This window comes from Synechococcus sp. KORDI-49, assembly GCF_000737575.1.
Lineage (GTDB): Bacteria > Cyanobacteriota > Cyanobacteriia > PCC-6307 > Cyanobiaceae > Parasynechococcus.
Window position 1 is genome coordinate 1,613,202 of the sequence record NZ_CP006270.1, and the last position, 12,601, is coordinate 1,625,802.

General features: G+C 62.4%; 10 protein-coding genes. 7 read left to right on the forward strand and 3 right to left on the reverse strand.

Going from position 1 to position 12,601, the window contains the following annotated elements:
• From KR49_RS08160 to purF, 3 genes are read left to right on the forward strand one after another with little or no spacing between them, the layout of a single operon-like run.
• Positions 1-750 carry a hypothetical protein gene (locus KR49_RS08160; protein WP_043693935.1) on the forward strand — a complete coding sequence of 250 codons (750 nt, stop codon included), beginning with the start codon at positions 1-3 and terminating at the stop codon, positions 748-750.
• A 48-nt stretch (positions 751-798) separates the two neighbouring features.
• Entirely contained in the window at positions 799-3,132 is a 2,334-nt protein-coding gene (gene purL, locus KR49_RS08165; RefSeq protein ID WP_043697148.1) for a phosphoribosylformylglycinamidine synthase subunit PurL, read from the forward strand.
• Positions 3,083-4,618 (forward strand): amidophosphoribosyltransferase, encoded by a 1,536-nt coding sequence (gene purF, locus KR49_RS08170; RefSeq protein WP_052378214.1) that lies wholly within the window; start codon positions 3,083-3,085, stop codon positions 4,616-4,618. The genes purL and purF overlap by 50 nt, the downstream gene beginning before the upstream one ends.
• Here the strand turns inward: purF and KR49_RS08175 are convergent, their stop codons facing one another.
• From KR49_RS08175 to queG, 3 genes are read right to left on the reverse strand one after another with little or no spacing between them, the layout of a single operon-like run.
• Positions 4,619-7,093 carry a DNA topoisomerase (ATP-hydrolyzing) subunit A gene (locus KR49_RS08175; RefSeq protein WP_043693940.1) on the reverse strand — a complete coding sequence of 825 codons (2,475 nt, stop codon included), beginning with the start codon at positions 7,091-7,093 and terminating at the stop codon, positions 4,619-4,621. It lies immediately after the preceding gene.
• Positions 7,094-7,138: 45 nt separating this feature from the next.
• The gene (locus KR49_RS08180; protein ID WP_043693943.1) at positions 7,139-8,029 is read right to left on the reverse strand and encodes a tetratricopeptide repeat protein; all 891 of its coding nucleotides are present in this window, start codon (positions 8,027-8,029) and stop codon (positions 7,139-7,141) included.
• Between the two features lie 16 nt (positions 8,030-8,045).
• Positions 8,046-9,011, reverse strand: coding sequence for a tRNA epoxyqueuosine(34) reductase QueG (gene queG, locus KR49_RS08185; protein WP_043693946.1), 966 nt, complete (start codon positions 9,009-9,011; stop codon positions 8,046-8,048).
• Positions 9,012-9,044: 33 nt separating this feature from the next.
• On the opposite strand from queG, the gene KR49_RS08190 reads away from it, so the two are divergent.
• Genes KR49_RS08190 through ftsY form a run of 4 tightly spaced genes read left to right on the forward strand, consistent with a single transcriptional unit; the run spans position 9,045 to position 12,598 of the window.
• A complete protein-coding gene (locus KR49_RS08190) occupies positions 9,045-9,707 on the forward strand; it encodes an HpsJ family protein (protein ID WP_253912738.1) in 663 nt (220 codons plus the stop codon).
• 47 nt (positions 9,708-9,754) lie between these two features.
• On the forward strand, positions 9,755-10,489 hold the full coding sequence (locus tag KR49_RS08195; protein ID WP_043693950.1) for a DUF502 domain-containing protein: 735 nt from the start codon (positions 9,755-9,757) through the stop codon (positions 10,487-10,489).
• A 4-nt stretch (positions 10,490-10,493) separates the two neighbouring features.
• Entirely contained in the window at positions 10,494-11,129 is a 636-nt protein-coding gene (gene nusB / locus KR49_RS08200) for a transcription antitermination factor NusB (RefSeq protein WP_043693953.1), read from the forward strand.
• The gene (gene ftsY, locus KR49_RS08205) at positions 11,129-12,598 is read left to right on the forward strand and encodes a signal recognition particle-docking protein FtsY (protein ID WP_043693955.1); all 1,470 of its coding nucleotides are present in this window, start codon (positions 11,129-11,131) and stop codon (positions 12,596-12,598) included. Before nusB ends, ftsY begins: the two co-directional genes overlap by 1 nt.
• Positions 12,599-12,601: the final 3 nt, after the last annotated feature.

The window sequence follows — 12,601 nt, forward strand, 5'->3', positions numbered from 1 at the left end:
TTGAGTCTTCCCGACCAGCTTCTGCTCAGCGATCTTCTGAATCACACCGTCCGCTGTGATCGTGGGCTTGATCACGGCCCCGGTGTGATGGTGTGGATGCATCCACCGGTGCATCGTCTGCTCGGCTGGGTCAGCCGGCCATCGGCGTTACGGCTCAGCCGTGATGTCTGGAGGCTTGATCAATGCTGTGGATTCACAGATCAGCAGGTGTTCGTGCGGGGGGATCCTTCCGTCAGTGATCAGGCCACCCTTGATCGGCTTCCGACGCTGATCGATGCGGATCTGATCAACCGTCATGGTGATCGGCTGGGCACTCTGGTGGATCTCAGTTTCTCAACGGCAACCGGAGCGATCCGCGAGTACCTCGTTGCCCGCAGTGATCCACGCCTGCCTGGCAGCTCCCGCTGGCGGCTGACTCCGGATCGCATTCTTGATCAGCGTCCCGGTGTGGTTTCCACAGGGCTCACCACATTGGAGGATCTGCCTCTGCATCGGGCCAGTCTTCGCCAGGACCTGCTGCAACGCACGCAGCGATGGCGTGATCAACTGCGTCAGATGGGAGATCGGGCCGGCGACAGGCTTGAGGGTTGGCTTGATGAGCCTCCCTGGCAGGACGAGGGTTCACCGGCATCAGCACCATCCAGGTCCCGCCTGGACGACGCCGATCCTCTCGAGGATTGGGAGGATGAACTCTGGAATCAACCTCAGCCGTCGCGTCGCAAGGACCGGGATGAGGATCCCTGGGTCTGAGCGGCTGACGCATGGTCGGCAACACTGGTGCAAGGTGCTCTCAGACTGGTGGTCGCTGCTCCCGATGCCCCTGGATACGACATTGCTGAAGCGGTGCGGGCCGAGGGACTGAAGCCCAGAGACTGGGAGGAGATCTGCAAACGTCTGGGGCGAGCTCCGAACCGAGCCGAACTGGGCATGTTCGGCGTGATGTGGTCGGAGCACTGTTGCTATCGCAATTCCAGATCCCTGCTCCGCGGGTTTCCCACCGATGGACCGCGCATTCTCGTCGGGCCAGGTGAGAACGCTGGTGTGGTGGATCTCGGCGACGGGCATCGCCTTGCCTTCAAGATCGAAAGTCACAACCATCCCTCGGCTGTTGAACCCTTCCAGGGGGCGGCCACCGGTGTCGGCGGCATCCTGCGGGACATTTTCACGATGGGAGCCCGACCCATTGCCTTGCTTAATGCGCTGCGGTTCGGACCTCTGGAGGATCCCGCCAATGTCGGCCTGATGGAGGGTGTCGTCGCCGGGATCGCTCATTACGGCAATTGTGTCGGCGTTCCCACCGTCGGCGGCGAGGTTGCCTTTGATCCCTCCTATGCCGGCAATCCCCTGGTCAATGCGATGGCGCTCGGTCTGATGGAGACCGGTGAGATCGTGAAGTCCGGTGCGGCCGGCATCGGGAACCCCGTCGTCTACGTCGGCAGCACCACCGGTCGTGATGGCATGGGGGGGGCCAGCTTCGCCAGTGCGGAACTCAGTGCGGATTCCCTGGACGACCGTCCGGCGGTGCAGGTGGGGGATCCTTTCCTGGAGAAAGGTCTGATCGAGGCCTGTCTGGAGGCCTTCGCCAGCGGAGATGTGGTGGCTGCTCAGGACATGGGAGCGGCCGGCCTCACCTGCAGTTGCTCCGAAATGGCTGCCAAGGGTGGTCTTGGTGTGGAACTGGACCTTGATCGTGTGCCGGCCCGGGAGAGCGGCATGACGCCGTACGAGTTCCTGTTGTCGGAATCGCAGGAGCGGATGTTGTTCGTGGTCAAGAGCGGTTGCGAGGAACGGCTGATGCAGCGTTTTCATCGCTGGGGCCTTCAGGCTGCCGTGGTCGGACGGGTGCTGGATGAGCCACTGGTGCGGGTTCTGCATCAGGGCGGTGTGGCTGCGGAGGTGCCTGCAGCTGCCCTGGCGGATGACACACCGGTTGAACAGCACGATCTGCTGGAGGAGGCTCCTGCGGATCTGCAGCTGCTCTGGCAGTGGCAGGAACGGGATCTTCCAGAGCTGAACGATCCGGGCTCCGTTCTGCTGGCTCTCCTCGATGACCCCACGATCGCCAGCAAGCGCTGGGTCTATCGCCAGTACGACCAGCAGGTGCTCGCCAACACCGTGGTGTCGTCCGGTGCGGCGGATGCCGCGGTGGTGCGTCTGCGGCCTCAGCAGGGAGAGCGATCCCTTCAGGCTGTTCAGCGAGGCGTCGCGGCCACCGTCGATTGCCCCAACCGCTGGGTCGCGCTTGATCCTGAGCGGGGTGCGATGGCCGCCGTCGCCGAAGCGGCGCGCAATCTCAGTTGTGTCGGTGCCGAACCGCTGGCGGTCACCGACAACCTGAATTTCCCATCTCCTGAAACACCTGTTGGCTACTGGCAGTTGGCCATGGCCTGCCGCGGGATCTCAGAGGCCTGCCGGGCATTGGAAACGCCCGTTACGGGGGGGAATGTCTCCCTCTACAACGAAACCCGGGGGGATGACGGGTCGGCACGGCCGATCCATCCCACGCCTGTGGTGGGCATGGTCGGGCTGGTTGAGGACATCCGTCGGGTGGTGGGTCTCGGTTGGTGTGAAGTCGGGGACTCCGTTGTTCTTCTGGGGGTTCCACCGGAGGAGCGTGAGGATGAACGGGTCGGCCTGGCTGGCAGCAGTTATCAGCAGCTCGTCAACGGCACCCTGGCCGGACGTCCGCCACGGGTTGATCTCGCGTTGGAGCGGTCTGTTCAGACTCTGTTGCGACAGGCGATCCGTCAGGGTCTGATCGCGTCAGCGCATGACAGCAGTGATGGTGGTCTGGCCGTGGCGGTGGCGGAGTGCTGCATCGCTTCGGGGCTTGGTGTTGCCCTGGATCTCTCGCCGTTCAGCGGTTCAGTGCAGCGGCTGCTGTTCGGTGAAGGCGGTGCGCGTGTAGTGGTGTCCGTCAAACAGGCCTCTCTCGAGGCCTGGGAGCGTCTGGTTCTCTCGTCGCCGGCCTGTCCGGTCACCCCTCTGGGTTTTGTTCAGCAGGATGCTCGCCTGCACTGGCGTCTCGCGGATCGGGATGTCCTGGATCATTCGGTCGAGAGCCTGCGCCGAATCCATGAGGATGCGTTGCCTCGTCGTTTGGGGGCGGCAGGGCGTGGGGCAGAATTGTGAAGGATTTCTGAAGTCGAGGCGCCCTGTGCAGCAGCTCGTGGGGGAGCGTCCCGATCGGATGGAGGAGGCCTGCGGAGTCTTTGCCGTTCTCGCGGTGGAGCAGCCTGTGGCCAACCTGGCCTACTTCGGCCTCTATGCGCTTCAGCATCGAGGCCAGGAGTCGGCTGGCATTGCCGTGTTCAATCAGGACAAGGTCCGTCTGCATAAAGACATGGGCCTGGTCAGCCAGGTGTTTGACCAGGAGGTGCTTGCCCGGATGCCAGGGGATCTGGCGATCGGTCATAACCGTTATTCGACCACCGGCAGCAGTCGGGTCTGCAATGCGCAGCCGGTGGTGCTGATGACCCGCCTGGGGGCGTTCGCCCTTGCCCACAACGGCAACCTGGTCAATGCGGCGGAGCTTCGGCAGGCGGTCGATGACGGACAGGCCGAGTTCACATCCACCACCGATTCGGAACTGATCGCATTCGCCGTTCAGCAGGCGGTTGATCGCGGTCTCGACTGGCCCGAAGCCATCCGTTCAGCGCTCAAGCTCTGCCAGGGAGCTTTCAGCCTGGTGATCGGCACCTCGCAGGGGCTGTTCGCCATCCGCGACGGGTACGGCATTCGTCCGCTTGTCTTCGGTCATCTCGGCGAGCCTGAGTCCGGGCACTGGGTGGTGAGCAGTGAGACCTGTGGGCTTGAGATCATCGGAGCCCGCTACGTCGATGATGTTCAACCCGGCGAACTGGTGCGCTTTCGTGCTGGAGACATCGTTCCGGAACGCCAGAGCTGGAGTGTTGAGCCGAATCGGCTCTGCGTGTTCGAAATGATCTATTTCGCTCGTCCGGACAGCCAGTTCTTCGGAGAATCGCTTTACAGCTATCGCCAGCGCATCGGCCGCACTCTGGCGCGCGAATCCTGCGTTGATGCCGATCTGGTGATCGGTGTTCCGGATTCGGGTATTCCCGCAGCCATCGGGTTCTCACAGGAGAGCGGCATTCCCTACGGGGATGGGCTGATCAAGAACCGTTATGTCGGTCGCACCTTCATTCAGCCGACCCAGGCGATGCGGGAGGCCGGCATCCGGGTCAAGCTCAATCCATTGCCGGATGTGCTGTCCGGCAAGCGGGTGGTCGTCATCGATGACTCCATCGTTCGAGGCACCACCAGTCGCAAACTGGTGACTGCCCTGAGGGACGCCGGTGCCACGGAGGTGCACATGCGCATCAGTTCCCCGCCCGTGACCCATCCTTGCTTCTACGGCATCGACACCGACACGCAGGATCAGCTGATCGCTGCCAGGCTCACTCTCGAGGAGATTCAGGAACACCTCAAGGTCGATTCACTCGCTTATCTCAGCAAGGAAGGAATGGTGGAGGCGGCTCAGGCTGAATCAGGCAATTTCTGCACAGCCTGTTTCGATGGCGATTATCCAATTCCGATGGATGAACAGCTTCTCAACAGCAAACTGATGCTGGAGCCCGCTGGAATCGCCGGTCGCTGATCAGCGGCGCGTCAGAGGGACGACCGAGCTGAGGGCTTCGCCGCTGCGTAGATCGATTTGATCGGTGAAGTCACCTCCAAGCGAGCTGAGGGTGGTTTCACCGGTCTCCAGTCGACCATGACGGCTCCGGTCCGAGATGAGTCCGATCAGGGCGTCACCGTTGCTGATGCCCCTGATCCTGTCGTCATCCGATCCAAGGTTCACTCCCATGCAGCCGAGGTCTCCACGCTGACAACGGCGCAGCGGAGTGATGTCGAGGCGGGTCATGCGTCCCTTGCCGCTGACCATGAACAGAGTCGGGTCCTGTTCCGCCACGTTGATGCAGAGAGCTCCGACGAGCTGTTCTCCCGGCAGCAGGCGCATCGTCATCGGACCTTGGGCCAGACGACCCATCAACGGCAGTGTTGTTTCATTCACCGGAAGTCGCAGAATCCTTCCCAGATCCGACACCAGCACAAGATCGCTGTGTTCCCGGCAGATCAGTGCGGATGCCAGCTCGACGCCTTCCTTCAGCTTCACCACGCTGGTGGCGCGTCCGGAGAGATCCAGCACTTCACTCATCGGCAGGCGCTTGAAACGCCCGTCGCTGCTGAGCAGACCAAGACTGAGATCGGATCCATCGCCGTCGGGCAGTTCAGCGATGGACACCAGTGGGTCACCTTCCAGTCCTGTGGGCAGAAACCGCTCCAGGGAACCGGGTTGCTGTCCGGCGAATTCCCACCGCAGCGATGCGACCCGTCCACTGCTGCTGATCCCCAGCAGGCGTGGAGGAGGTTCGATCGGCAGGATCAGCCTGGCCGGTGAGGGTTCATCCCCGAGAGGACAGGGCTCGCTGAGGTGCATGCGGCCCAGCACCTGAGGCGAAACAACCTTCACCTGACCATCGGCCTGGATCAGCAACCGCGCATCTCCAGGCAAGGCCGCCAGAGCCTGTTGCCGCAGCAGTTCGGTGTTCGGGCGCTGACTGGCGGCTCGTTCCGCCATCAGGGCATCACCTCCCTCCACAAGACGGGTTCGGCGAGGGGTGGCGAAGCGCTTTTTCAGTGTTTTCAGTTCCGCGACCATGGTGTCGAGCAACTGATCGCGGTTCTCCAACAGCAGCTTCAGACGATCCCGTTCGCTCCGCAGATCGTCGAGCTCCTTGCGCAGGCTGTCCTGCTCCAGACCTGTGAGACGTCGTAACGGCATGGCCAGCACCGCGTCCGCCTGACGTTCGTTCAGATCGAGGCGCACCATCAGACTCGCTCTGGCCGAGGCGGCATCCGCTGCTTCCTGAATCATGGTGATCACAGCCTGAAGACTGTTCAGCGCTGTGATCAGTCCTTCAACCACCTCCAGGCGGTCTTCGGTTTTTCTCAGGGCATGGCTGGTTCTTCGGATCAGCGTCAGCTCCCTGTAATCCAGGAAGGTCTGGAGCAGTTGTCTCAGGGAAAGCTGCTGGGGCTGACCATCCACAAGCGCCAGAAGGATGGCTCCGAAGTTGCTCTGGAGAGCGGTGCGACGTTGCAGATCGCTCAACACGTTCTGAGGGTCGGCATCCCGGCGCAGTTCCACGACCACCCGCATTCCCTCGCGGTCGCTTTCATCACGGATGTCCGCGATCCCACCGATCTTTCCGTCATTCACCGATTCCGCCAGCTTCTCGATCCAGCCCGCCTTGCTGAGCTGATAGGGAAGTTCGGTCACCACCACGGCATTGCGTTTGTGGCGTCCCTTGCCTGGATGCACCTCCTCGATATGGGCGATTCCCCGCATCGGGATGCTGCCTCGGCCGTGCAGATAGGTGTCCCGTAGCCCCGCGCTGAGCAGCACCTCACCACCGGTGGGGAAATCAGGGCCTGGAATCAGTTGCAGCAGTTTGTCGTCGCTGAAATCGGGTTGGCGGATCAGGGCAATCAGACCATCCACGACCTCCCCCAGGTTGTGGGGCGGAATGCTGGTGGCCATCCCCACCGCGATTCCGGAGCAGCCGTTCAGCAGCAGGAAGGGGAGCTGCGCCGGCAGCACGGTGGGCTCCTGCTGGGAACCGTCGAAATTGGGAGCGAAGTCGACGGTGTCATCGCCGATCTCCTCGAGCAGGGCCTGGTGAGCGATCGGTGCCAGGCGTGTTTCGGTGTACCGCATGGCGGCCGCTGGGTCGTCGTCCACCGATCCGAAGTTCCCATGACCATCCAGCAGTGGATGGCGGCTCGCAAAGGTCTGCACCAGACGAACGAGGGCGTCGTAGACGGCCTGGTCGCCATGGGGGTGGTACTTGCCGAGCACGTCTCCGACGACACGGGCACATTTCCGGTAGGGCCGGTCCGGAGTGAGGCCGAGCTCCTGCATCGCATAGAGGATGCGCCGCTGCACCGGCTTCAGGCCGTCGCGGGCATCAGGGAGAGCCCGGCCCACGATCACGCTCATGGCGTATTCGAGGTAGGAGCGCTGCATCTCCTGATGCAGGGCGATCGGTTGAACGCGCTCCTCAGCCATCTCGTCCGCTGAATCCTGGGCGGAAGGCGCTCAGCCTACAGATGATCAGCGGCGTTTCTTCCATGTGGCGTTGGCTTGTGCCCGCTCCACACTGGCGGCCAATTCCGGTTCAGCCAGCAATTTGGCTGTTGCCTGACGGATCCGATAGCCCCACAGCTGTTCCTCCTGATGCGGTGCGAGAACGTAATTCGGATCGCTGGCCAGGGCGTCCTGCGCCAAGGTCAGGATTTCGCTGCTGGTGCTCTTTCCCTGTTGATACAGAGCGGCAGCGAGAGCCAGCATCGGTTCCGCGTTGACTTCAATCTTCAGCACCCGACGCCAGCGGCGGATCGCTTCATCCCGGTTGCCCATCTCGTAAAGCACCAGAGCCTGATTGTTCAGGGCTTCCCAGAAATCCTTCTTGAGCGCGGTGGCTTTCTCAAATGACTTCAGCGCCATCGGCAGTTCGTCTTGCATGATCCGGGCATTCCCGAGATCGAAGTAGGCCGCGTGGTTGTCGGGGTCGAGTGCAAGGCCCCTGTCAATCAGTGGGATCGCCTCTTCCGGACGTTCAGCCCGCAGGGCGATCGCGGCTTCCGCAAACCAGAGACCCGCCTTCTCTGGATTGAGATCCTTGGCGCGAGCCAGTGAGAAACTGGCCTGATCGAGTTGTTCGTTGCGCAGCTGGGCTTCAGCCAGCACGGACCAGAGCCTTTCGTCCTGCGGATTGAGGCGAACCGCCAGCGCGGCAAGTTTCGCGGCCTCACGGGGTTGATCGAACTGCAGAAGCTGAGCGGCCGTGCGCCCGATCCCCATGGCAGATCCCGTCAGTTCCTCGGATGTCGGGAGGTAGACGTAGGGAACCATGGCCCTTGCCGGCAGAGCCAGAGTCAGAGTTCCTGCCAGGACGAGCGCTGCTTGCAGACCTCTGCTGATGGGCGTTCGGCTGGATCCCATGGAGTGGAGTCGTTCCTTAAATCGTAGGGGGCTCACTCATGCGTGCAGCTGCCGCATTTCTCCTCCACATCCACGGTTTGATCCGCCGCAGAGCCGACCCTCTCAGCTGCTCGTCCCAGTGATCGTCATCCCAGCTCAACACCTGGTCCCGGGTCAGATCCATCAGCCAGGGTTTCGGCTGCAGTTCAGGATCTCTGGTGCTTGGGAGTGATCGGTGGTTCCAGGGGCACACCTCCTGGCAGATGTCGCAGCCGGCGACCCAGGGGCCAAGCGCTTCGCTGATCGATTCAGGAAGACGAGCGGACCTGTTTTCAATGGTGTGATACGCCAGACAAAGCCCTGAGTCGACAACGAAGGGTTCGCGAATCGCGTCCGTCGGGCAGGCGTCCAGACAAGCGGTGCAGCGTCCGCAGAGGGAGCGGGCGGGTTCATCCGGTGTCAGCTCTTCGGTGGTCAGAAGATGTCCCAGAACCATCCAGGACCCCTCCTGGGCGCTGATTACGTTGCTGTGCTTTCCGATCCAGCCCAGACCAGCCTCCTCAGCCCAGGCCTTGTCCAGGAGTGGGGCCGAATCGACGCACACGCGCCATCGGCAATCCGGACGCTGCTCTGACAGCCAGCGGCCCACGCGTCTGAGCCGCTGATCCACCACCCGGTGGTAGTCCCGTCCCCAGGCATACCGCGCAACGCGCAGTCGTCCTGGTTTCGGCACTGTCTCGACGTGATAGTTCAGTCCAACGGCCAAAAGACTGGCCAATCCGGGCAGGAGCACGTTCGGATCGCGGCGGCGCGGTGAGGCCATCCAGCCCATGTCCGCATGATCACCGCATTCGAGCCACCGCTCCAGAGCCGCTGTCCGCATCTGCAGTCTCGGACTCCCTGGGAGACGGGCGATGCCGACAGGCTCGAAGCCCTCCTCTCGCGCCCGCTGCTTCAGGGCAACGCTGAGGCCAATCTGAGGATCGCTGTTCACGACGGACATCAACCCTAAAGTTGGACGCTTTTGCATCGTCCCGTGACTGAGTTCGAGATGGGAGGCCCCTCCAACGGCCGGCTGACGCCTCTGCTCCGCTGGCTCGGCCTCACCATGGTCGTCATCCTCGTTCTGCAGATGGTGGCTCTTCTGGTCGGTGTGGACTGGTCGGACGAGACAACCAAACCGCAGATCGTCGGACCGTTGGTGGCTTTGTCTCCGCTGGGACTGATGGGGTTGCTGATCGCTCTGATCGGTTCGCGTGTCGACGTTCCAGAACGTCGACTCACACCGCTGCGTCTCGTGGTCTGTGCGATCTCCTCGCTTCTGGCCCTGGCGATGATCGTGGCTGTTCCTTTCTCCCTGGGAGCTGACGCTGCCGATGGTCCGGCTGCCGAACGTCTTGAGCAGGGACGGCAGGCCGTCAAGGATGCCCGCAGCTTCCGCGAGAACCCCAAGGAGGTGGAACAGCTCGGTGAACAGCTCGCTCAGGCCGGTCAGCTGGCGTCCGACGCATCGGCGGAGGACAAGAAGCGTGCGGCCGAAACGATGATCGACACACAGATCGCACAGATGGATGACCAGATCGAGAAGCTGGAGAGTCAGCAGAGCCGTTCGGGTCGCCAGCGTGCCATCGGTGGCACGGCCAGTGCCGTCGTACTGGCGATCTCATTCACGCTGCTTGCCCTGGCCGCTGTGCTCTGAGCGCTGGTTAGGTTGGACGCATAAATGACTCTGGGCTCAGAAGCTCCTTGGTCCAGTCCAACCCCAGACCTGATCAGCCGCTGACCGCCAGGCTTCAGCAGGATCTGAAGAACGATCTGATCGCCGGACTTCTGGTGGTCATCCCTCTTGCCACGACCATCTGGCTCTCGACGATCGTCAGCCGCTTCGTGCTGGCCTTCCTGACATCGATCCCGAAGCAGTTCAACCCGTTCATCACCCTCAACCCTCTGCTCCAGGATCTGATCAACCTGGCGCTGGGACTCACCGTCCCCCTGATGGGGATCCTGCTCATCGGACTGATGGCCAGGAACATCGTCGGCCGATGGCTGCTCGAGTTCGGCGAGGGCACGCTCACCAGAATCCCTCTTGCCGGGTCGGTCTACAAAACACTCAAGCAACTGCTCGAGACCGTTCTGCGCGACAACTCAACCCGATTCCGTCGCGTTGTCCTTGTCGAATACCCCCGTGAAGGACTGTTCAGCGTCGGCTTCGTCACCGGTCAGGTCGGTCCGTCTCTGCAATCGGACCTCGAACAGCCGCTGCTGAGCGTCTTCATTCCAACGGCGCCGAATCCGACCACCGGCTGGTACACCCTTGTGCCTGAAGGTTCGGTGCGTGAGCTTGATATTTCTGTGGAGGAGGCCTTCCGCACGATCATTTCGGCTGGCATCGTCAATCCCGATGAGCGCGAAACCCAGGCAAACCGCAGTTTTTCCAGCCTGATCGCCCAGCTTCGTTCCTCCGTTTCACCCACCGCCTGATTCCATGCACTCAAGATCCCTCGCCCGCGAACTGGCGTTGCTGGTGTTGGGGCAGACGTCGGAGACCGATGCAGCTCTGGCGGAACAGCCGGCGATGGATGGCCTGCTTCAGAAGGCTCTCGACAGCCTCATGATCCTCTGGCGCGAGACGTTGGACGGCAGTGCGGCCGATCTCGAACGTGCACAGCAGAGCCTGCTGGACAGTGAGCTCAACCAGGATGTGTCGGTGCCCACCGCCACGGTGACATCGCATCTGCGTTCATCCATCAGCGCAGCAGAGCAGGTGCTGAACGGTCTCTCCGCCTGTCTTGACCTTCCTCGCCTGTTGCTTCTGGCCGATCAGGAGCAGATCCGCCAGGACGCTCTTTCTAGGGTTCGCTTGGTGATGGAGCGGCGTTCTGCGATCGACACCCGACTGGATCAGGTGATGGAGGGTTGGAGGCTCAACCGCCTGCCCCGCATCGACCGCGACATCCTCCGACTTGCGGTGGTTGATCTGACGGATCTCAGCACTCCTGCAGCTGTGGCGATCAGCGAGGCTGTGGAACTGGCCAACCGTTACAGCGATGAGCAGGGCCGACGCATGATCAATGGTGTTCTGAGGCGGTTCCAGAACGCTGCATCCACCGCATCAGCCTGATGGTGTTCGATTGGTTCCAACGTCGGACTGAAGCGGCCCCGACTCCAGAGCCCGAAGCGACCCCGGAGCCCACCCCGTTGCCGGTCGGTCCGGAACCAACAGCGGAGCCGGTTTCGGAGCAGACGCCGATGGAGCAGCCGCCGGACGTGCCGCAGGTCAAGGAAGACGACGCTCTCGTCTGGGCACGTGAGGCTTACGCGCGTCTCAAACAGCAACAGAGCGCCGAGCAGTCCGCGCCGGTTCCGGTCCCGACGCCGAGTCCGACGCCAACACCAAGTCCTGTTCCAACCTCTGCGCCGGTTCCGACATCAGGCCCCTCCCTGCTGGAGCAGGCCGCGGCTCAGCGCCTTCAGCGTCAGCAGGATCAGGATGCCCGTGCGGCTGAAATCGAGCCGACAGCTTCGCCGACGCCCGCGCCGACAGCCTCTCCGGATGACTCCGCGGAGCCAAGCCTCGGCGACTTTGACGATGCATTCACCTGGTCAGCGGAAGTGCTCGCGGCGCAGGGACGACGCGCTGATCAGGTCTCCCTCGAAGAGATCGACTGGCTCAGTCGGTTGCGTCAAGGTCTGGAGAAGACGCGCCAGGGATTTGTCACAGGGCTGCTCGAGAACCTGGGGGATGACCCTCTCACTCCCGAGGTGCTCGATGATCTGGAGACACTTCTGCTGCGAGCTGACGCCGGGGTCACAGCGACGGATCAGGTGCTGGAGGCCCTCCGACAACGCATGAATCAGGACGTGGTCGACCCCAGCGAGGGGATCCGCTTCCTCAAGGAACAGCTCCGTGGCCTTCTTGATGCACCGATCCGGTCGAGCGGCGTGGACCTGCTGGCTCCGGAACGGGGAACCCTGAACATCTGGCTGATGGTCGGTGTGAACGGCGTCGGTAAGACCACCACCCTCGGCAAACTCGCGAATCTTGCCGTTCGCAGTGGTTACACCGCTCTGATTGCAGCTGCTGACACCTTTCGAGCCGCTGCCGTTCAGCAGGTGGAGGTCTGGGGACAGAGGAGTGATGTTCCTGTCGTCTCCAACCCCAGCAGCAACGCGGATCCCGCTGCTGTTGTCTTCGATGCCATCGGTGCCGCCCGGTCCCGCGGCAGTGATCTCCTGCTCGTGGACACCGCCGGTCGTCTGCAGACGAAACACAACCTCATGGAGGAACTGTCCAAGGTGCGGAGGATCATCGATCGTCTGGCGCCGGAGGCGAAGGTGGAGTCGTTGCTTGTGCTGGACGCAAGCCAGGGTCAGAACGGGTTGCGGCAGGCCATGGCCTTCGCCGATGCGGCCGGGCTCACTGGTGTCGTGATCACCAAACTGGATGGCACGGCCCGCGGTGGAGTGGCGTTGGCCGTGTCTTCAGAAGCAGACCTGCCGATCCGTTTCATTGGAGCCGGCGAAGGGATCCGGGATCTGAGGCCCTTCAACAGCTTTGAATTCGTGGAAGCTTTGCTGGCTGGTCGCTGAGGC

What these genes read in the sequence shown, in the direction of transcription:
- nusB (WP_043693953.1), top strand. Translation starts at nt 10,494, where the DNA reads ATGCACTCAAGATCCCTCGCCCGCGAACTGGCGTTGCTGGTGTTGGGG.
- ftsY (WP_043693955.1), top strand. Translation starts at nt 11,129, where the DNA reads ATGGTGTTCGATTGGTTCCAACGTCGGACTGAAGCGGCCCCGACTCCA.
- KR49_RS08180 (WP_043693943.1), bottom strand. Translation starts at nt 8,029, where the DNA reads ATGGGATCCAGCCGAACGCCCATCAGCAGAGGTCTGCAAGCAGCGCTC.
- purF (WP_052378214.1), top strand. Translation starts at nt 3,083, where the DNA reads ATGCGTTGCCTCGTCGTTTGGGGGCGGCAGGGCGTGGGGCAGAATTGT.
- queG (WP_043693946.1), bottom strand. Translation starts at nt 9,011, where the DNA reads ATGTCCGTCGTGAACAGCGATCCTCAGATTGGCCTCAGCGTTGCCCTG.
- KR49_RS08175 (WP_043693940.1), bottom strand. Translation starts at nt 7,093, where the DNA reads ATGGCTGAGGAGCGCGTTCAACCGATCGCCCTGCATCAGGAGATGCAG.